The sequence below is a fragment of the Asticcacaulis sp. genome, assembly GCF_051956075.1.
Classification (GTDB): Bacteria; Pseudomonadota; Alphaproteobacteria; order Caulobacterales; family Caulobacteraceae; genus Asticcacaulis.
Genome location: NZ_JBQCGA010000054.1, coordinates 15,876 through 35,545, shown reverse-complemented (window position 1 = coordinate 35,545; position 19,670 = coordinate 15,876). Strand labels below are relative to the sequence as shown.

General features: G+C 63.9%; 18 protein-coding genes. 11 read left to right on the top strand and 7 right to left on the bottom strand.

Going from position 1 to position 19,670, the window contains the following annotated elements; all coding sequences use genetic code 11:
* Positions 1–64: 64 nt before the first annotated feature.
* Entirely contained in the window at positions 65–253 is a 189-nt protein-coding gene (locus ACTHLA_RS14225; protein WP_440190638.1) for a hypothetical protein, read from the top strand.
* A 3-nt stretch (positions 254–256) separates the two neighbouring features.
* Here ACTHLA_RS14225 and ACTHLA_RS14220 read toward each other — a convergent pair whose 3' ends face one another.
* Positions 257–673 carry a CBS domain-containing protein gene (locus tag ACTHLA_RS14220; RefSeq protein ID WP_440190635.1) on the bottom strand — a complete coding sequence of 139 codons (417 nt, stop codon included), beginning with the start codon at positions 671–673 and terminating at the stop codon, positions 257–259.
* Positions 674–728: 55 nt separating this feature from the next.
* The gene (locus tag ACTHLA_RS14215; protein ID WP_440190632.1) at positions 729–989 is read right to left on the bottom strand and encodes a GlsB/YeaQ/YmgE family stress response membrane protein; all 261 of its coding nucleotides are present in this window, start codon (positions 987–989) and stop codon (positions 729–731) included.
* Between the two features lie 214 nt (positions 990–1,203).
* On the opposite strand from ACTHLA_RS14215, the gene ACTHLA_RS14210 reads away from it, so the two are divergent.
* The 4 genes from ACTHLA_RS14210 (at position 1,204) to ACTHLA_RS14195 (ending at position 5,051) form a co-directional block, all read left to right on the top strand.
* Positions 1,204–1,686: a DUF2844 domain-containing protein gene (locus tag ACTHLA_RS14210; RefSeq protein ID WP_440190629.1), complete on the top strand. Its 483-nt coding sequence runs from the start codon at positions 1,204–1,206 to the stop codon at positions 1,684–1,686.
* Positions 1,683–2,969, top strand: coding sequence for a DUF3443 domain-containing protein (locus ACTHLA_RS14205; protein WP_440190626.1), 1,287 nt, complete (start codon positions 1,683–1,685; stop codon positions 2,967–2,969). The genes ACTHLA_RS14210 and ACTHLA_RS14205 overlap by 4 nt, the downstream gene beginning before the upstream one ends.
* A 67-nt stretch (positions 2,970–3,036) precedes the next feature.
* Positions 3,037–3,897, top strand: coding sequence for an alpha/beta fold hydrolase (locus tag ACTHLA_RS14200; protein ID WP_440190623.1), 861 nt, complete (start codon positions 3,037–3,039; stop codon positions 3,895–3,897).
* On the top strand, positions 3,894–5,051 hold the full coding sequence (locus tag ACTHLA_RS14195) for a thiolase domain-containing protein (protein WP_440190620.1): 1,158 nt from the start codon (positions 3,894–3,896) through the stop codon (positions 5,049–5,051). The genes ACTHLA_RS14200 and ACTHLA_RS14195 overlap by 4 nt, the downstream gene beginning before the upstream one ends.
* Before the next feature lie 48 nt (positions 5,052–5,099).
* Here the strand turns inward: ACTHLA_RS14195 and ACTHLA_RS14190 are convergent, their stop codons facing one another.
* Entirely contained in the window at positions 5,100–9,404 is a 4,305-nt protein-coding gene (locus ACTHLA_RS14190) for a translocation/assembly module TamB domain-containing protein (RefSeq protein ID WP_440190617.1), read from the bottom strand.
* Between the two features lie 11 nt (positions 9,405–9,415).
* Complete coding sequence (locus tag ACTHLA_RS14185; protein ID WP_440190614.1) at positions 9,416–11,461, bottom strand: autotransporter assembly complex protein TamA; 2,046 nt, start codon at positions 11,459–11,461, stop codon at positions 9,416–9,418.
* A gap of 270 nt (positions 11,462–11,731) precedes the next feature.
* Here ACTHLA_RS14185 and ada point away from each other — a divergent pair, with 270 nt between their 5' ends.
* Together ada and alkB are read left to right on the top strand one after the other, a co-directional pair.
* Positions 11,732–12,793: a bifunctional DNA-binding transcriptional regulator/O6-methylguanine-DNA methyltransferase Ada gene (gene ada, locus ACTHLA_RS14180; RefSeq protein ID WP_440190611.1), complete on the top strand. Its 1,062-nt coding sequence runs from the start codon at positions 11,732–11,734 to the stop codon at positions 12,791–12,793.
* Positions 12,783–13,412: a DNA oxidative demethylase AlkB gene (gene alkB, locus ACTHLA_RS14175; protein WP_440190608.1), complete on the top strand. Its 630-nt coding sequence runs from the start codon at positions 12,783–12,785 to the stop codon at positions 13,410–13,412. The genes ada and alkB overlap by 11 nt, the downstream gene beginning before the upstream one ends.
* Here the strand turns inward: alkB and ACTHLA_RS14170 are convergent.
* Positions 13,409–13,879 carry a response regulator gene (locus tag ACTHLA_RS14170; RefSeq protein WP_440190605.1) on the bottom strand — a complete coding sequence of 157 codons (471 nt, stop codon included), beginning with the start codon at positions 13,877–13,879 and terminating at the stop codon, positions 13,409–13,411. The genes alkB and ACTHLA_RS14170 overlap by 4 nt on opposite strands.
* 150 nt (positions 13,880–14,029) lie before the next feature.
* Here ACTHLA_RS14170 and ACTHLA_RS14165 point away from each other — a divergent pair, with 150 nt between their 5' ends.
* The 3 genes from ACTHLA_RS14165 (at position 14,030) to ACTHLA_RS14155 (ending at position 18,083) form a co-directional block, all read left to right on the top strand.
* On the top strand, positions 14,030–15,556 hold the full coding sequence (locus ACTHLA_RS14165) for a sensor histidine kinase (protein ID WP_440190602.1): 1,527 nt from the start codon (positions 14,030–14,032) through the stop codon (positions 15,554–15,556).
* Position 15,557: 1 nt separating this feature from the next.
* Positions 15,558–16,022 carry a response regulator gene (locus ACTHLA_RS14160; protein WP_440190599.1) on the top strand — a complete coding sequence of 155 codons (465 nt, stop codon included), beginning with the start codon at positions 15,558–15,560 and terminating at the stop codon, positions 16,020–16,022.
* 198 nt (positions 16,023–16,220) lie between these two features.
* Positions 16,221–18,083, top strand: coding sequence for an SGNH/GDSL hydrolase family protein (locus ACTHLA_RS14155; RefSeq protein WP_440190596.1), 1,863 nt, complete (start codon positions 16,221–16,223; stop codon positions 18,081–18,083).
* A gap of 62 nt (positions 18,084–18,145) precedes the next feature.
* On the opposite strand, the gene ACTHLA_RS14150 is transcribed toward ACTHLA_RS14155, so the two are convergent.
* Positions 18,146–18,376 carry a hypothetical protein gene (locus ACTHLA_RS14150; protein ID WP_440190593.1) on the bottom strand — a complete coding sequence of 77 codons (231 nt, stop codon included), beginning with the start codon at positions 18,374–18,376 and terminating at the stop codon, positions 18,146–18,148.
* A gap of 54 nt (positions 18,377–18,430) precedes the next feature.
* Positions 18,431–19,126 carry a DUF1345 domain-containing protein gene (locus ACTHLA_RS14145; RefSeq protein ID WP_440190590.1) on the bottom strand — a complete coding sequence of 232 codons (696 nt, stop codon included), beginning with the start codon at positions 19,124–19,126 and terminating at the stop codon, positions 18,431–18,433.
* 71 nt (positions 19,127–19,197) lie between these two features.
* Here ACTHLA_RS14145 and ACTHLA_RS14140 point away from each other — a divergent pair, with 71 nt between their 5' ends.
* The gene (locus tag ACTHLA_RS14140; protein WP_440190587.1) at positions 19,198–19,647 is read left to right on the top strand and encodes an SRPBCC family protein; all 450 of its coding nucleotides are present in this window, start codon (positions 19,198–19,200) and stop codon (positions 19,645–19,647) included.
* Positions 19,648–19,670: the final 23 nt, after the last annotated feature.

Genomic DNA, 19,670 nt, shown 5'->3' with positions numbered 1-19,670 from the left:
GCACATCTTATACGGCTTCGATTACACTTACAGGCTGACTGAGATGTCGACGCCGGAGACCATTATGCCCTTCGATCCTCAACTCTATAATCGTCGTCCGTCGCGACCGGAGATGAGACGCGCGCCAGGACACGCACATGGGCCTTCGCTTAGCGAAGACGATAAGATGGGGCTGGTTCTGCTGATCGTCGCCATTCTGGCGTTTGGCGCTTACACACTGGTGGTGTTTACGGGCATTATGGGCGGCTCATGATCGCTAGAGGGGCTGCGCGACCTGCACCTCAATAGCGCCGGTCAGGGCGCGGTCGTCGGTGACGCGGGCGATGTCGCCAAGCGAGACCACGCCGACCAGGCGTTTATCGTCGTTCAGGACCGCCAGACGGCGAATCTGCTCGCGCTGCATCAGGTCGGCGGCCTCGCGGATATCGTCCTCCTCAAGGCAATAGACGATGCTTTCCGACATGACGTGAAGAATGGGCGTCTCCGGCCCGAAGCCGTCGGCCAGACCGCGCACGACGATGTCGCGGTCGGTGACGGCGCCTTTCAGTTTATCGCCCTCGCGCACGGGCAGGTAGCCGAAACCGCCATTGCGCATGATTTCGGCGACCTCCTGCAAGGTGGAGCGCGAAGTGGCAACCTGAAAATCGCTGGTCATGATGTCCTTGACGCGCATAAAAGCCTCCCGACGAAAGAACCGCCGCTCCGGTGACGGAGCGGCGTCGACATGGCTAAACCGTCCGGCCGCGTAACATCCGACCGAGCGCGATCAGGATGCAGGCGCCGATAATGCCGGCGATCAGATAGCCGATCACGCCCGCGAACATGATGCCGAACACCGACATCAAGGCGCTCGCGATAATGGCGCCCAGAATGCCGAGGACGATGTTCATCAACAGGCCCTGATTGGAATGCATGAGCTGTTCGGCGATCCAGCCGGCCAGCGCGCCGACGATGATGGCGGTCAGCCATCCGACAGAATTCGGTCCCATAAGACCCTCCTCTCTGACAGTCACCGCACCATTGCGGTCGGTCCAGCTTAGAGAGGAGATCATCAAGCTTATATACGGCGGGTTCACCGGAAAGTAAGGCGGCGGCAAAGGCTTGTGACCGGCATGAGCGGTCGCCGAGTCAAGGCGCTTGCATATTTTCGCCGTGAGCATAGCATCTGTTTCCAACCGTGACGAAGGGGGAGGGCGGCGGAGCATGATGCGGCCATTATATAGCGTGATTGCGGCGGTGGTCGCCCTGGCGGCGGCGCACAGCGCCCATGCGGAGCTGGGCCAGACAGCGGCCTCGATTAATCTGGATCAGCGCAGACTGGCGCCGCGCGCCATGAGCGTGCATGCGGTGCGCGCGGCGAATCGGCACGAGATGGCGCTGGGCAATGGCGGCGCGGTGCGCGAATTCACCAATACCGACGGGACCGTGTTCGCCGTGAGCTGGATGGGGCCGCGTCGGCCTGACTTGCGCCAATTGTTCGGAAGCGCCTATTTCCAGCGTTTTCAATCCGATAACGCCCAGACCGGCCATATCCGCATGCGCCGGGCCTTAGCCTCGACCCATGCCGATTTTATCGTGCGTACGGGCGGCGTCAGCAGCGCCCAATGGGGTTATGCGATTCTGCCGCAGGCGACGCCGAACGGCTTTGACATGCGGCAACTGACCGCGACGGATGCTCAGCCATGAAGCGGACATTGGGCGTCTTACTGACAGGTTTAACGCTTATCGTGCTGGCCGCGTGCGGCGGCGGAGGCGGTGGCGGCAGCAGTTATAGCGGGGGCTACGCCTCGTCCTCATCCTCATCCTCATCGTCTTCATCATCCAGCAGCAGCGCCTTCGCCAACAGCGTCGCCATGAGCGTCGATCTGTGGCCTGACGCCGCCACCGGCAATGTCAATATCGGTTATATGACGCTGAAAATCTGCGCGCCGGGAACCACGACCTGCCAGACCATCGACCACATTATCGTTGACACCGGCTCGGAAGGGCTGCGCATCGAAAACGAGGCGCTGAGCGCCGCCATGCGCGCGGCTTTGCCCGAGACGGTCAGCGGGACCGGCCATCTGGCGGAATGCTATCAATATGTTGACGGTTATGTCTGGGGCTCGGTGCGCAAGGCCGATCTCAGCATGGGCGACGAGCAGGTCGCCGGTATGCCGCTGATGGTGATTGGCGAGACCGGCGACTACGCCAGCGTGCCGTCGGACTGTACGTCCGGCGGCGGCAACGCTCACGACACCATCGCCGATTTCGGCGCCAACGGCATTATCGGCGTCGGCGTCCTGCCGAACGATTGCGGGGACGGCAGCTATTGCGCCGTTACGGTCGGCAATGGCTACTACTATGTCTGCCCATCGGGCGGCGGCTGCACGCAGACGGCGACGCCGATCTCGACACAGGTTCCGAACCCCGTGGCGAAGCTGGGGCTCGACAGTAACGGCGTGGTCATCGACCTGCCTGCGGCGACGCCGCTGGGGCAGAGGACCATGAGCGGAACGCTCTATTTCGGCATCGGCACGCGCGCCAATAACGCCATGACCGCGACTCAGGTTCTGACGACCAGCACGGGCGGGCTTTTGACCGCGACCTATAAGGGAACGGCGCTGAGCCAGAGTTTTATCGACAGCGGCACCAACTTCTATGGCTTCAGCGACAGCGCGATCACGCAGTGCACGGGCAATCTCAAGGGCTTCTACTGTCCGACCAGTTCACTCGACCTGACCGCCACATTGACCGGTAAGAACGCGGTCAACGCCAATATCGCCTTCACGGTCGATAATACCGAACAGCTCAATGGCAATTTCGCCGTACTGCCGGGACTGGCGGGCGACCCAAACGGGTTCGACAATCTGCAACCCTATAGCGACAGCTTCGATTTCGGCCTGCCCTTCTTCTATGGCAAGCGCGTCTATACCGCCATCTACGGGCGGACAGCGGGCGGTTATACCGGGCCCTATGTCGCTTTCTGAAGCCGTCGCCAGCATTAGGTTGCAAATGTGACGATATGGCGTAGGCTGCGCGCAACAGGGAAATATCATGGCCCCCTATCGGGATATTCGTTTCAAAAGCGCCGATGAGCGCCTGAACCTCTATGCCCGCGATTACAGCGGCGAGGGCGTGCCTGTGCTGTGCCTGCACGGTCTGACGCGCAACAGCGCCGATTTCGAGGCGCTGGCGGCGCAGCTCAGTCCGCGTTATCGCGTCATCGCGCCGGATGTGCGCGGTCGCGGCCTGTCGGATTATGACCCGGAACCGATGAATTACCAGCCCGGCGTCTATGTGCAGGACGTGTTCGCCCTGCTCAACCATCTGGATCTGGCGCGTTGCGTGGTCGTCGGCACCTCAATGGGCGGCATTATGGGCATGATTATGGGCGCGATGGCGCCGCAGAGCCTGATCGGGCTGGCGCTCAACGATGTCGGGCCGGAACTGGACCCGGCGGGTCTGGCGCGCATCGCGGCCTATACGGGCAAGGTTGAACCCGCGCGCGACTGGGCCGAGGCGGCGGAACGCTGCCGCACGAGCAATGCGCAGGCCTTTCCCGACTATGGCGAGGCCGACTGGCTGGCCTTTGCGCGCCGGACGTATCGTGAGACGCCGGACGGCCCGGCCCCCGCTTACGATCCCGATATCGCCGTCCCGTTCAAAGCCGCCGAAGGCGCGGCGCCGCCCGATATGTGGGGCCTTTGGGATGCGCTGACCGCGATTCCGATACTGGCGATTCGCGGCGGCCTGTCCGACCTGCTGTCGCCCGTGACGCTGGAGCAGATGCAGGCCCGGCATCCGGATTTGCGCGCGGTCATTGCGCCGGGGCGCGGCCATGCGCCTATGCTGGACGAGCCGGAAGCCGTTACGGCGATCATTGCATTCTTACAGGCTATGGAGACTCGCCTATGAAATCCGTCATCGTCGGTTGGGGACACACGAAGTTCGGTCGTCTGGAGGACAGTTTTGAGCAGATGATTCACGCCGTGGCGCGCGAGGCGCTGGCCGATGCGGGCCTCACTGGCGCGGATGTGGACGCTGTGTGGCTGGGCCATTTCAACGCCGGCATGGTCCCGGACGGCTTTGCGTCGTCGATGATTCTAAGCGCGGATGAGGGCCTGCGCTTCAAACCGGCGACGCGCTGCGAAAACGCCTGCGCGTCGGGGTCGGCGGCGCTCTACGCCGCGATGGACGCCATTGCGTCGGGTCGGGTCAAGGTCGCTCTGGTGGTCGGGGCCGAGAAGATGACGGCGGTCGATGGCGCCGAGGTGACGCGCGCCCTGGGCGCCGCCAGCTATCAGGCCGAGGAGGCGGGACTGAGCTTTCCGCAGATCTTCGCCAAATTCGCCCTGGCCTATCAGGCGAAGTACGGCGATCCCAGCGAGGCGATGGCGCATATCGCGGTCAAGAACCATGCGGCGGCGGTGCATAATCCTTATGCGCAACTACGCAAGGCGCTGGAGCTGGATTTCTGCCGCTTTGCGTCGGATAAAAATCCGGTCATCGCGGCGCCGCTGAAAAAGACCGACTGTTCGCTGGTGTCGGACGGGGCGGCGGCGGCGGTGCTGGTCCGCGAGGACATGGCCAAAGACTTCCGCCGCGCTGTCGGCTTCCGCGCCGCGCAACAGGTCAACGACCTGCTGCCCTTGTCGGCCAAGGATCTGACTGCGTTCGAGGGGCCGCGCCGCGCGTTCGACGCCGCCTATGCGCAAGCGGGAGTCGGGGTCGGCGATATCGCCTTCGCCGAGGTGCATGACTGTTTCACCATCGCCGAATTGCTGGCGGTCGAGGCCATGGGGCTGGCGGCGCCGGGCAAGGGGCGCGAACTGGTCATCGACGGCGGCACGGGCCGCAACGGCAAGCTGCCGGTCAATATGTCGGGCGGGCTGAAGGCCAAGGGCCATCCGGTGGGCGCCACGGGCGTCTCGATGCACGTCATCGCCGCCAAACAACTGACCGGAGAAGCGGGCGAGATGCAATTACCCGATCCGTCGCTGGGCATGATCTTCAATATGGGCGGCGGCGCGGTGGCGAGCCATGTGTCGATTCTGGAGCGGGTCGGTTAACTTCATCATCTTCCCCCTCTCCCCATGGTCATGGTGAGAGGGGGAAGACTAGTAATCCTTCGAATACCGCAGACTGACGCTTGTGCCGTTCACGCCGCCGGTTTGCGACAGCAGGCTGAGGGCGCGGCTGAGGGCGATCTGGAACTGGGTGGCGGTGAAGCCTTTTGTGTCGGTGACGATCTCGACATAGACGTTATTGGTCAGATACTTGCCCGCCGCAATGGATGTGCCGCGTCCGGTCGCTGCGTCGGCGCCGACCACGCGCAGCCGGTCGATGCCGGTGGCGTTGCGCAGCGCGCCGAGCGGGTTGAGATAGTCGGTGCCGCCATTCAGCCCGTTGACCGCCGAGGCCAGTTGCAGCGCCTCGGTCGGGGAGATATTGGCGACGCTCTGGCCGAACAGCATGCGCGACAGGATTTCGTCCTGTGGCAGGGACGGGGTTGAGGAGAAGCTGATCTGCGGGCGCTCTGCCGTGCCGGTGATGCTGATCACGCCTTCAATGTCGGAGATGTTGGCGCTGGCCGAGATGTTGAGTTCGGGATTGGTGACCTTGCCACCGTCGAAAGTGATCGTGCCGGAATCGAGATTGAAGGCGCGGCCTGCGAAGGTATAGTCGCCGCGAACCGCCTTCATCTCGCCGACGATGCGCGGATCGTCGCTGCTTCCGGTCACGCGCAGATTGGCTGACCATTCCGAGTCGAGGCCCATGCCGGACACGAAAACCTGGTTGTCGGCGCGGACGCGCACATCGAGCTTCCAACGGCTGGGCGCGCCGTTATCGGTTGCGGGCGGGGTCAGGCTTTCGCCCTTGCGATGCACGCCGTCCAGCACATTGACCTCGGCGGCGCCCTGTTTGACGACCTGATATTTGAACTGCGGCAGGCGCAGATCGCCCTTGATCAGCGGTCCGTTCTGCGCGTCATTGGTGACGTCGAGGGTGCCGGACACCACCGAATTGATCGCGTCGGAACGCGCGAGGCGGGCATTCTTCAGATCGGCGTGCAGCGCCATTGGGAAGTGCTGATCCGCGGCCAGACTGAGCCAGCCGGAGGCGTTGATGCTGCCTTCGCCTGCGCGTCCGGTAAAGCTGTCCAGCTCCAGACGGTTGGAGGTGAAGCGACCGCTCAGGGCGATCTGGGTGATGCGCGTGCCGAGCGTTTCGTTGTCATAGGTCAGGCTGTCGGCCTTGACCACGCCGTTCAGTTGCGGATCGGCGACCTTGCCCGACACGTCGGCGGCCAGGGCCACGGCGCCGGTCAGTTGCTGACGCGGCAGGCCCGCCAGCGAGAAGGGCACGGCGGCGGGGCCGTTATAGCGCACGCCGCCTGACAAAGAGCCGTTCAGCAGGCGTTTCATCCAGTCGGCTCCGCCATCCGGGGTCAGGCCGATCTGAACCCGCCCGATCACGCCGCCGTTCTGCCGGATCAGGGCGCGGACATAGTTGTGGCTGGCCAGGGCGTCCGGGTCGAGCCCGGCCTCGACCTCCATATCGACCGGTGCCGAGGCGACGGCGGCGGAGGCGCGCGAGAAGCGGCTGATCTTCAGCGTGGCGTGCGCATAGGGCAGGGCGTCGCCAGCCTGTTTGAGGTCGATGGCGCCGTTCGCTGTCCCTGTCACACCGAGATCGCCCTGGAACAGGTTGGCGACCGACAGGTCGAGGTCGTGCAAACGCAGTTGCACCGTCTTGTCGGCGCCGAAACGCCCTGCGACGTCGAGCTTGCCTGCGTCCATGACGAGGGTGGTAGGCGCCAGCGCCCAGTCCTCGCCGGATTTGACAAGCCGCGCTGGAGCCTCCGTATGGAAGGCGACGCCATTGGCCATGCCCTGCGCCGCTACGCGGATCAGGTTGGGCGCAAGCTGGGCGTTGGCGGCCAGATTGACCGGCACGCCGCCGCTGGCGCCATTGGCGACGGCCTGAACGGTTCCGTTCTGGCCGATCAGGGCGATTTTGGCGCGTCCGGTCGCCAGCGTGATGTCGTTATAGGTGACATTGGCCATCTGCACATCGGCGTCGATCTTAGCCTGATCGCGCAAAACGACGGTTCCGTCGATCAAGGCGCGGCCGATACGGATCGGCGTCGGGCCGGGCACGGTGAACTGGTTGCCGACCGCATGCACCGTCGCGGCCTGATCCTGACCGGCGGCGTTTAATTGCGCGGTTCCGTTCAGCCCGGCGCCCGACAGGTCAAGGGTTCCGGTCAACGGCCCGGCTTCGCTTTGCGTCAGCCTGCCCGCCATGCCGATGCCTGCGAAGTCGGCGTGATGAATGTCGATGCTGAGCGGCGTCTGCGTGAGGATCAGCGCGTCGGCGTTGAACGGACCGTAATCGCTGCCGCCTTCGGCCTTGACCGCATAGCCGTCCTGCGCGCCTTCAAAACTGGCGGTCACATTGACGACTCCGACGCCCAGCCCCGGTTTGGCGGCGTGCAGCACGCCCTGCAAGTGGTCGAGCGTTCCCGAAAGCGTCAGATCAGCGGGGCCGTAATCGGCGCTCTCGGCGTTCGCCTTGAAGGTCAGCGCGCCTGACCTGGCCAGTCCGCCTTCGCCGGTCAGTGTCAATTTTGGCGCTATCAGCTTCAGGCCGCGCACCGCGATGGCGCCGTTGGTCGCATAGGCGTAACCGCTGCTGACCGTGGCGTCGCCGCCCAGCGCCTTGGCCAATCCATCATTGAAAATTTTCGTCGTGCGCGCGTTCAGCGTTCCCGATGCGCTCAGTCCTGCCCTGCCATAGGCGAGCCTGACCTTCGTGCTGGCGTTCAGCGTGGCGATGTTCTGGACGGTATAGTCGTTCAGCGCCACCTGCGCGTCGGCGCCGTACTGGCCCTTACCGACATCGCCGGAGACGGTTCCCGTCGCCTTGAGACGGTCGGATTGCAGTTTCAGCGTCTTGCTGCTGATCCTGCCATTATCGAAACTTAGTTCGCCGTCGAGCTTTACGTGCGTCAACAGTGGATCGACCTGCGCGTCGATGCCAGTCAGGCTGTCCAGCCGCGCCTTAAGCGGAATGATCAGCGCGGCGCCGTCCTTATGGCTGTGGCCCTGCGCGTCGAGACCCGTCAGGCGGATGGCGCCGAGGCCGAAGCGTTTGGCGGCGATGTCGTAGTCGATCTTCGGGGCGTCAAAGGCGCCGTTGAAGACCAGATCGGCGTGCAGATCGTCGGCGGTGAAGTCCTTGCCAAGCGCCTGCGGTTGCAGGAGCCGCAGGTGCGCCTCCAGCTTTTTGAAACGGTTATGGCCGAGATTGACCACGCCGAGCGCCTTGAGGTCGAGCGCCTGCGTCGCCAGAGCCAGGTTCAGATCGAAGACGCGGTCCTTCATCTTTGCGGTGGCGTCAAGATTGACTTGCGGCTGAAGCAGGGCAACGGATTCGCCGCTGAGGAGGCGGTCGGGGTGGGCGGCGCCAGTGATGTGGAAGACGCCGTTCCGGGCGGTGACGTTGAGATCGCTCAGCGGATCGACGCCGTACTGGGTGACGAAGCGGCCTTGCCAGTTCGCCCAACTGCCCTTGCCCGTCAGGTCGGCGATCACGGGCTTGCCGAGGCCAAGCAGCTTGTCCGCCGCGCCGTCTTTCGGAGCCAGCGCGTGCGCGTCGATGTCGAGCTTGTTGGCGTCTGGAACAGCGTCCACATGCAGGCTGAGCCGGTCGCCCTTGTCGCTGAGCGCATCGAGCGAGATCTGGGCGCGGCGGTGCAGGATATGGGCGGCGCCGCCGAAGCGCAGCGTGTAGGGCTGGCCCGCCACGGCTTCGTCCAGCACCAGCGCCCCGACCTGCACGCGATTCAGGTCGATGCGCAGATCGGGCAGGATCGGGCCGGATTTTTCCGGCTCCTGCGACGGGTTGAGGACCGGCTGACGCAGCACCTCGATGCGTGGCGCGTCGAGATCGCGGATATCGACGTGCTTGTCGAGATAGCCGAATGGGCGCCAGTCAAGATTGACGACGGGCGCCTGGATGAACACGCCCTTGGTATCCACGATGCGCAGGCCGTGAATGGTCATCTTGCCGTACAGCGAGCCGTCGATGCGGTCGATCTGGAATTGCAGGCCGGAATTGAGCTTGACGCCGGTGGCGAACTGCACGAGCAGGCGGCGGCCCGGCGGGGTGTTGAGCGCGGCCAGAAACACAGTCAGCAACAGCAAGAGGCCGCCAAGAATGACCGCCAGGCGCTGAAAGACACGGCCCGAGTCTATGTCTTCAAGACGAAAACCGGCCTTGCGCGCGACCTTTTCCGCAGTCTCTCTGACCGGATTGGCGGACTCAGCGTCCTGCGGCAGGGGCGATTCCGGTGCATCGTCCGTCAGTCGCAAGTTTTTTTTCTCAGAGAACTTTTTTTCAGGGGGCTTTTTCGCCATGTCCGGCCTCCCTAGAAGCTCTGGCCGATGCCGACATAGAGCGCCACGATCGGATCGCCCTTATGACGGTTGATCGGGGTGGCGACGTCGATGCGGATCGGGCCGAAATTGGTGTAGAGGCGCGCCCCGATTCCGACGCCGAAACGCAGGTCGGAGAAGGACGGCGTGGTCGAGGCATAGGCCTGGCCCGCGTCGATGAACGGCACAATGCCGATATCGCCGACGCGGTAGCGCGCCTCGATACTGGCTTCGACCAGGCTGAGGCCGCCGGTCGGGTTGCCGCTGGAATCGACCGGTCCCAGCGCCTGATAGCCATAGCCGCGTACGCTGCCGCCGCCGCCCGCATACAGCCGCCGCGACGGCGCGACATTGTTGAGGCCGCCGCCGATCAGCGTGCCCAGCCGCCCGCGCAGCGCAATGACCAGCTTGGCGCCGACCGGGTGATAATAGCTGGCGTCGAAAATTTCGCTGACATTGGTGCCGCCCGCCGATAGCGAAATCTGCGGCGTGGTCTGGCTGCTCAGGCGGTAGCCGGTGGTCGGATTCAACAGGTCGTTGGAGCGGTCGTAGCCGTATTTCACCGGCAGATCGAGATAGTAGTAGTTCTGCCAGACCGTGCTGGCGTTGTGGTTCAGGTCGTTGGATTCGCGGCTGGCCTCCAGATTGAAGCCGTAGGACCAGGTCCAGACCTTCTGCCATAACGGCGTCGAGACGCGCGAGATCGAGCCGGACAGTCCGGCGGCGTAGGCCTCATAAGAATCGTAAATGTCGTGACTGGCGGTCAGGCTCAGTTGCGCCGTGCGGTCACGCCTTTTGGCGTTGGAGCGACGCAGGGTCGTGGTCAGGCTCTGTTCCTGCGTGCCGAGCGCGCTGGTCACGATCAGCGCGCCTTCGGGTGGGAACTTGTTGCGGTTCTGCCAGCTTCCCGTAGCGGTGAAGCCTTCGCCGGTCGAATAGCCGATCTCGGCGGCCAGGGTGTGAACGGGACCGGCCTGCTGATGCACGAGCAGATCGACATAGGACGTCCCGTCGGGCGCCTTTTCATCCGTGGCGACCGGTTCGACCGAGACACTGCGGAACAGGCCGGTGGCGACGAGGGCGTCGCGCAGATCGTTGACCTTGCGGTTGTCGTAGAGGTCGCCGCGCGAGAAGCGGGTCAGTTCGCCGACGTGCTTTGGACTGAAGGCCAGCTTCCCGTCGCTGCGGAAGCCGCCGAAACGCGACCGGTCGCCGGTATCGACATGCAGGCTGTAATCGCCGGTGGCGTTGGTCGGATCAAGCGCGATGTCGCGCGTTCCGACCTTGGCGAACGGATAGCCGTTTTCCTGCATGGCGACGCTGACGCTGGCCTCGGCGGTCAGCACGTTATCGGCGACGATCGGCTCGCCTTGCGTAAGCGGCAGGGCGTTGCGGATCAGGTCGGGCGGCTGGGTCGGGTTGGCGTCTATGCTGATCTTGTCGAAGGTATAGAGCGGGCCGGGAACGGCGACCAGTTTCGCCGTGACGGGGCCGTTATTATCCGGCGCCGCTTTCAGCGTCGTGGTGACGGCGGCGTCGAAATAGCCGCGCGAGGTCAGAAGGCGCAGGATCAGCGCTTCGTCCTCGGTGGCGCGGGCGCGCACCATGGCGACATTGGCGGCCTTGCCCTTGCCGTTTTCGAGCGCGCTGAGATCTTTGAAGGCGCTGGCGACGCCCGCCTTTTTCAGCCCGTCGATTTCGGTGGCGTAGCGGATTTCCGGCTCGGTCTGAGCCGGGGCGGCGGCCTGCTGAGGCTGAACGTCATAGCCTTGCAACGGCGGCAGGGGCGCGTTGAGATCGGGGTCGTCGCTGGCGCTGACCGGCGGCAGGGCGGGGGCTTGCGCGGCGGGTTCCGCAGATTGCGCGGCGGTTTGCGGCGTAGGCGCATTCTCAATCGGCGTGGTCTGCTGTGGCGTCGAATCATCGAGCGCGGGCAGGGCGGCGCCGAACGCCTGGTCGCTGACGATGGGCGGCTGGGTCTGCGGCGTTTGCGCGGGAGGCTCTGCAGGCGCCGTCTGGGCCACGGCGGGCGCGCTCAACAGGGTCAGCAGCGCCGTCGCGATTGACGATACGGCGCGTAAAGACGAAGCATGTGCAAGGCGATACAGGATGGCGGCGCTCGTGAACCGGAGGGAGGAGGCGAAGACGCAAGGCGTCTATAGACTTGCCTGTATTAAATTTGCACAAAAAAGCGATATGGAAGCGAAAGACGCGCGGCGGAATTTGACCGCAAGCGGCGGAGTGTGGCGGTTCGGGCGCAGCGTTAATCTGGCGTCATGTCGATTGCAGGACTATATCTGGAGCGCGCCATGACCTCTTCCGTCACACACCCTGTCGAAACCGATCCGCGCTGGGACGCGGTGCTGCGCCGGACGCCGGACGCTGGCTTTGTCTATGGCGTTATGAGCACGGGAATCTATTGCCGCGCCTCCTGCCCGTCGCGACGGCCAAGGCCGGAGAATGTCGTCTTCTTTGCAAGCCATGATGCGGCTGAGGCGGCGGGTTTGCGCGCCTGTCTGCGCTGTCGTCCGCGCGGCGAAGACCTCGCTGTAAAGACGGCGGCGATCATTGCGCAGGCCTGCCGCCGGATTGAGGCCAGCGACGCCATGCCCCGGCTTGATGATCTGGCGCGCGAGGCGGGCCTCAGCCCTTATCATTTTCACCGCCTGTTCCGCGCGCAGACCGGGGTGACGCCGCAGGCCTATGCGCGGGCGCAGCGCGACAAGCGGATGCGGGCCGCTCTGGACGGCGAAGGCTCGGTGACCGGCGCCATTTACGCCGCCGGATACGGTTCGGCCAGCCGCTTTTACGAGGGCGCGACGGCGCGGTTGGGCATGACGCCGGGCCGTTACCGCAAAGGCGGGACGGGCGAAGTCATCCGTTTCGCCATCGCGCAGTCCAGTCTCGGCGCCGTGCTGGTGGCCGAGAGCGACAAGGGGGTGTGCGCCATCAGTCTGGGCGACGATGCTGAGGCGTTGACGCGCGAAGTGCAGGACCGGTTTCCGGCGGCGCGGCTGACGGGCGACGATCCGGCCTTCGACGCCCGCGTGGCGCAGGTGGTGGCCTTTGTCGAGGCGCCGCGGCTGGGGCTGGACCTGCCGCTCGATATTCGCGGCACGGCGTTTCAGCAGCGCGTCTGGCAGGCCTTGCGCGCCCTGCCGCCGGGTAAGACTCTGAGCTATGCCGAGCTGGCGCAGCGTCTGAAAGCGCCCAAAGCGGTGCGCGCGGTCGCGGGGGCCTGCGCCGCCAATACGCTGGCTGTCGCCGTGCCGTGCCACCGCATCGTGCGCAGCGACGGCGGCCTGTCGGGTTATCGCTGGGGCGTGGCGCGCAAGGCGGCTCTGCTGGCAAAGGAACGCGATGCAGGCTGAACTGTTCGATGCGCCGGAGGCGGCGCCGGAAGGGCTTTGCCTGCTGCGCGGCTTTGCGCTGGACGCCGCGCCCGATCTGCTGGCCGCCATCGCCGCCGTCGCAGAGGCGGCGCCGTTTCGCCGCATGACAACGCCGGGCGGGCAGGTCATGTCGGCGGCCATGACCAGTTGCGGCGATCTGGGCTGGGTGACCGATCGCAAGGGTTATCGTTACACGGCGCGCGATCCTCTGTCGGGTCAGACCTGGCCCGTCATGCCGGACCAGTTGCGCGATCTGGCGGTTACGGCGGCGAAGGCGGCGGGGTTCGGTTTCGCGCCCGATTCCTGCCTGATCAACCGCTACGAGATCGGCGCGCGCATGGGGCTGCACCAGGACGCCGACGAGCCCGATGAGACAGCGCCGATCGTGTCGGTGTCGCTGGGCCTGCCGGTGACGTTTTTGTGGGGCGGCCTGCGGCGCAAGGACAAGGCGACGCGGCTGGAGCTGCGCCATGGCGATGTTGCGGTCTGGGGCGGGGCGATGCGGCGCGCCTTTCATGGCGTGACGCCGCTGAAAGCCGGGCGGCATGAACTGACCGGCGGCCTGCGTTACAATCTCACCTTCCGTAAGGCTGGCTAGGAAAACGCCGGAGTCGCTTCGTCGGGCGGCAGTTGCATCAGCTCGAACCAGTAGGATTCGAGGCGCGAGACGACATTGTCATAGGTGTCGCTGCTGACCGGTTTGGTGATATAGCCATTGGCGTGACGGGCGTAGGCGGCGCTGATGTCGGTGTCGGCGCTGGACGAGGACAGCACGATGACCGGGATGCGGCGCAAGGCCGGATCATCCTTGACCGTCGAAAGAAAATCGCGCCCGTGCATATAGGGCAGGTTCAGGTCGAGCAGGATAATATCTGGACGCGGCGCGTCGGCGTATTCGCCCTCGCGACGCAGGATGCTCAAACCCTTCTCGCCCGATTCGGCGACCGTGATGTCGTTGGCGATGCGCGCCCGTTTGAAGGCGCGGCGCGTTAAGACCGCATCGCCGCGATTGTCTTCTATCAGCAGCACCTGTGCGCTGCGATCCCGTTCGTTAAGTCGAGTCATCCATCCCGCCCGGTTCTACCGCAGGACGATTTGCGCCCATTTTTCGGCGCCCTGCAAGTCATTTTCCGCATTATGCACCGAAGTCGACTCTGGCTCTTGCCGTGCGGGCAAAATCGGGAAAGACTGGCGCCGAACAGGCAGGAGACGATCATGACGCAGCATAACGGCGGCGATATGTTCATGCCGCACGGCTATTGTTTCCTGTGGAAACCGGGCGTGCTGTGGCTGCACGTCCTGTCCGACGCCGGCATCGTCCTGGCCTATTCCGGCATTCCGCTGGTGCTGCTCTATATCCTGCATAAGCGCCGCGACCTGCCGTTTCAGGGCGTTTTCGCGCTGTTCGGCGCCTTTATCCTGCTGTGCGGCTTCACCCATCTGCTCAATATCTGGGTGCTTTGGCATCCTGACTATTATTTTGAAGGCGTGATCAAGGCGCTGACCGCCATAGCCTCGATCGCCACCCTGATTGCGCTGATCGTGCGCATACCGGTGGCTTTGCGTCTGCCCAGTCCGCGTCAACTGGCCGAAACCAACGCCAAGCTGGCCGATCTCTACCAGCAAAGTCAGGAACAGGGCCGCGCCGCGCTCAGCGTAGTGCTGGACAATGTCACCGACGGCATCATCACCATTGACGAACGCGGCCATATCGAAAGCTTCAACGCCGCCTGCGCTCAGATGTTCGGCTACAGCGCCGACGAGGTGACGGGGCGCAGCATCGCCATTTTGATTCCCGAACCCGATCAGAAGCCGCATGAGGGCTTCGTGCAGGACTATCTCGGCGCCGGGGCGTTCAGCCGCGAAATGACGGGACGGCGCAAGGATGGCCGCAAGTTTCCGCTCGATCTGTCGGTATCAGACTATCAACTCGGCGGACGCACATACTATATCGGTATTCTGCGTGACATCACCCGCGCCAAGCAGGCGGAGGCGGCGCGCGAGCGGTTGTTGAAACGTCTGACCGATTCCAACACCGAGCTGGAGCGCTTCGCCTATGTCGCCTCGCACGACATGCAGGAGCCTTTGCGCATGATGCTGAACTTCAGCCAGATCGTCGCGCACGACTATGCTGACAAGCTTGATGATGACGGACGCGAATATCTGAAAATCATCGGCGATTCCGCCTGGCGGATGCGCGACATGGTGCAGGATCTGCTCGAATATGCGCGCATGGGCCGCGAAGGCCTGACCATTGGCGAGGTCGATATGCAGGTCGAGATCAATCATGTGCTGGAAAACCTGCGCCAGCTCATTCTGGACAGCGGCGCCGAGATCACCAGCGACCCGCTGCCGAAGCTTCAGGGCAATGCGGTGCAGATCATGCGCCTGTTTCAGAACCTGATCGCCAACGCCATCAAATATCAACCCGAAGGGCGAACGCCGGTCATCCATATCGCCGCCGCCGAGGGTGGGGCCTACTGGCAATTTTCCGTCACCGACAATGGCCTCGGGATCGACGAAGCCTTTATCGAGCAGATTTTCGAGCCGTTCCGCCGGCTGCACAACTGGGAATCCATCAAGGGGAGCGGTCTTGGGCTTGCGGTGTGCAAGCGGATCGTGGAGAATCATGGCGGCCGCATTTGGGTGGAGTCCAGGATGGGAGAAGGCAGCCGCTTTCATATCTCCATCGCCAAGTCGCTGAGACTCGCGCCGGAACCAGCCTCGTATCAGGGAGCGTGACATGCTGAACCTGCTTATCCGCGAAGGCCGTCCGGCCGAAATCATGCTGATCGAGGACAATCGCGGCGACGCGTTGCTGACCGCGCGCGCCTTTCGCGACGCCCGCATCGACAATCGTTTGACGGTGGCCGACACCGGCGAGAAGGCGCTGGCCATGTTGCGGCGGGAAGGGGCTTATGCGCTGTTCCGCCTGCCCGACATTATTCTGCTCGATCTTAACCTGCCGGGCGTCAGCGGTCAGGACGTGTTGCGCGCCATCAAGGACGACGACGCGCTCAAAACCATACCCGTTGTGGTGTTGTCGTCGTCACAGGCTGAGACCGATGTGGCGCGCGCCTATGACCGCCATGCCAACGCCTATGTCGTCAAGCCGGTCAGCATCGACAAGTTTCGCGAAGTCGCCGCCAGTATCGAGCAGTTCTTCTTCATGCTGGCGGTGCTGCCCGGCGGCGACGCCGCGGCCTGAGCCGGGCTTTCACGTCGGGGCTTCAGATCGGGGCTTCAGATCGGGCGCTGAGACACAAATGTAACAGCAGCGCCAAAAAAGCACATAACTTGACCTTGCGGCAATCTTGCCAAATGCGGCCAAAAGGCGGATGGTTTCCGTTGACGGAAAGGTCAACTCTGCGTGACCGCCGAACTTATAAAATTCGACAGGGTAGCCATGAAGAAAGCTTTTTGCCTGACGCTGCTGGCGTCCACCGCCCTTTTTGCGTTCGCCGCCGGGGCCAACGCGCAGTCCTATGACCGCCTTGTCAGCTTCGGCGACAGCCTGACCGACAACGGCAATCTCTACACCGCCACCGGACAGCCGCCGGCGCCGTACAATCACCGCTTCACCAATGACAAGACCTGGGCGGAATATCTGTCGGGAAGCATGCTCGGCTATTTCACCCCGGCGGCGGGCGTCAATTCCGGCAGCATCAACTTCGCCTGGGGCGGCGCGCGCGCCGACAACGCGGCCAACAGCAACGGCCCGATCCCGTCCAGCTACCAGCAGATTCAGGCCTTTGTCGCTAAGGGCGGCAAGTTCGGCGCCGGGGACGTCGCCAGCCTCTGGGCGGGCGCCAACGACCTGTTCCAGGCCCTGCCGACGGCGGCGTCCAATCCGGCCACGGCGCAGGCCTATATGACCGGCGCCGCCCAGACGGCGGCTGGCTACGTCGCCACCGAGACCGGCATGCTGGCCGGGGCGGGGGCTAAGACCATTCTGGTCATGAACCTGCCCGATCTCGGCGCCACGCCGCAGTTCAACACCAATGCCAGCGCCTCGGCCCTGTCCAGCTATTCGGGCGAGACCTTCAACGCCGCCCTGCATGCGGGCCTGTTGCAGGTCGCCGGTTCAGCGACCGGCAGCAATATTGTCGAGGTCGATATCTTCTCGGCCTTGCAGACCATCGAGGCCAATCCGCAGGCCTATGGCTTCAGCGACGTCACCCACGCCTGCATCACGGTCGCGGCCTGCGTGACCGGCACGGCGGCGACGCAGAACGGTTATCTCTTCTGGGACGGCGTGCATCCGACCGCCGGCGGACACAAGCTGATCGCCGCCCTGACGGCGCAATATCTCTATACACCCGCCTTGACATCGGGCGTCGGCCTGTTCGCGGACGAGAGCTATGAAACCCGCCGCACGACGGCCAATGACATGACCAACCTGCTGCATGCGGCGCGCGACGGCGGTTATTTCGCGCAGGTCGTCGGCAATGACGGCCAGCGCAACCGCTCCGTCAGCGTGCAGGACATGATTGGCGGCGATATGATCACCACCGACGCCAAGGCCTATGATTACCGGCAGGCCGGGATGCGCGCAGGCTTTATGCGTCCGTTGAACGCCAGCTCCAGCCTCGGTTTCGGCGGCACGGTGGTCAGCGGCGACACCAAGGGCTTTATGATCAAGGCGCGCACGCTCGATATCAGTGTTGACGCCGCCTATGACTGCCGCTCCGGCCCGGTCTTCATTACGGCTTCGGCGGGCGCTGGCGCGGGCAGCTACTCCAACTATCAGCGCGAAACCCTGTTTGGCCCCTACACCAATGGCCGCACCCACATCGGGACCAGCGCCTATTCGGCGGCCGTGCAGGCGGGCATCGACCACAAGCTCGGCGACTGGACGATCACCCCGCTGGCGCGGCTGTCCTATGTCGCGGCCACCATGCAGGGCTTTGACGAGTTCGGCACGATCGCCGCGGTCGGCTTTAAGGACCGCAAGGTCAATTCGACCAATGGCGCTGTCGAATTGCAGGCGGTCGGTCAGATCGCGCCCACTGTGCGCGTCAATGGCGTGATCGGTTATGAGGGCGTCCTCAGCGGCGACGAGGGCGATCTGCGCGGCCAGTTGCTCAACAACACCGCGCAACCCTTCACCATGGCGATGGGCAATGTCGAAAGCCCCGGCATGCTGGCGGGAATCGGCCTGACCGCAGAGGTGGGCGGTTTCGATCTTGGCGCCCAGTATCGCGGAACCTTCGGTTCGCACAGCCAGAAGTCGCAGTCGGCGCTGATCTCGGTCAGCAAAAAGTTCTAGTTCGCGTATCTTTCGAGCCAAGCCTGATCCCGCGCCCTTTCGTCACAAAAGGGCGCGGTTTTTTATGCGCGCAGGTCAAGGAGTCTGCCCGCCGCCGTCAGTTGCGCTGTGGTGGCGGTCGCCGGGTCGAGCGCCGCCTTTCGCGAAGGATCGGAGGCGGCGTTGACGTCGTAAGGGCCGGATTTGGGATGCGCCGGGTCGATGTGCTTTTTGGCGTAATCGACATCCGTGCAGTTTTTGCAAGTAAAGCCGTTGACCTGCACCGGATGGGGATAGTCGCCGCTGATTGCCATAGTCGCCCGCCTTTTGCGTCGTTCCCAGCCTATTACGACCGCCTTTCACAAAGGTTACAGCAGCGAAGCGGAAATATTGATCATCAGGGCCAGCACGGTGGCGTTGAACAGATAGGCGATGACGCAGTGAAACAGGCCGGTGCGGCGCATGGCCGTGCTGGCGAAGGAGACGTCGGCGGTCTGGCCCGACGTGCCGATAATGAAGGAAAAGTACAGAAAATCCGTATAGTGCGGCGCGTCCTTGCCGGGAAAGATCAGGCACGGCGTCTTATCATTATGGCGCAGATAATAGCCGTGCGCGTAGTGAAAGGCGAACGCCGTGTGGATGAAGGCCCAGGAGGTCAGAAGGGTCAGGGCCGCCAAACCGACATGTACGGCCTTCATCAGGCCGGTGACGTGCTGGGTTGAGGCCAGTTCGAACACGATGGCGGCGAAGCTCAGCGCAGCGGCCAGCACCGACACCAGCAGGATCACGCCCTCGCCATCGTCATAGAGGTGCGCGGTGCGCGTCAGCCGGTCGTGTTCGGCGGTGAACATCGCATAGAGCGCAAAGCCGAGATAAAGCAGGGTGGTGACGTTCCAGCCGATCAGCAGCGCCGTGGCCAGCCGGAGAGGCGTTACGCCGGCGACGACAACCGCCACAAAAGCGCCGATCAGAGCCGTGATCGGCAGTTGCGGCTTCTGGCGCAGATAGCGCAGCACATAGAGGTCGAACAGGCCGCGTTTCGCCGGAGGTGCAGGCTGGCTCATGAACCGTATTGATCCTTTGCGGGCGTCGGCGACATGCTCGGCTATGACCGTAATAAGTCCGGCAGCTTACCATGACCATAGTTTGCGAACACAGTACAGATTTGGCGGCGTCGCCTGAGGCGGTCTTCGCCCTGCTCGACGATTTTGAACGCCTGCCGCAGTGGCACGGCCACTGCGAAGGCCTGGCCAAGATCGGTCCCGGTCCGAATGTGGCGGGCGACCGGCTGCGCTACGCCCATTGCGAAGGCGGCAAGCATCATCTGATGGACGGCGTGATCCTCAGTCACGACGCGCCGTACCGACTGACCTGCCGCTATTTCGACAAGTCGATGCAGGTGATTGTCGATTTTCGTCTGGTGGGAACTGAGACGGGAACGCATCTGACGCATCGCATCGAGATCACGCCGCACACCTTGATCGCGCGTATAACCTCGGCGCTGATTGGCGCCAAGGCCGATGCGCAGGCGCGACAAGCGCTCGACAATCTGGCGCGGCTCCTGTCGCGTCAGATGGCGGCCTAAAGGCTCGACAAGTACTAAGAAGA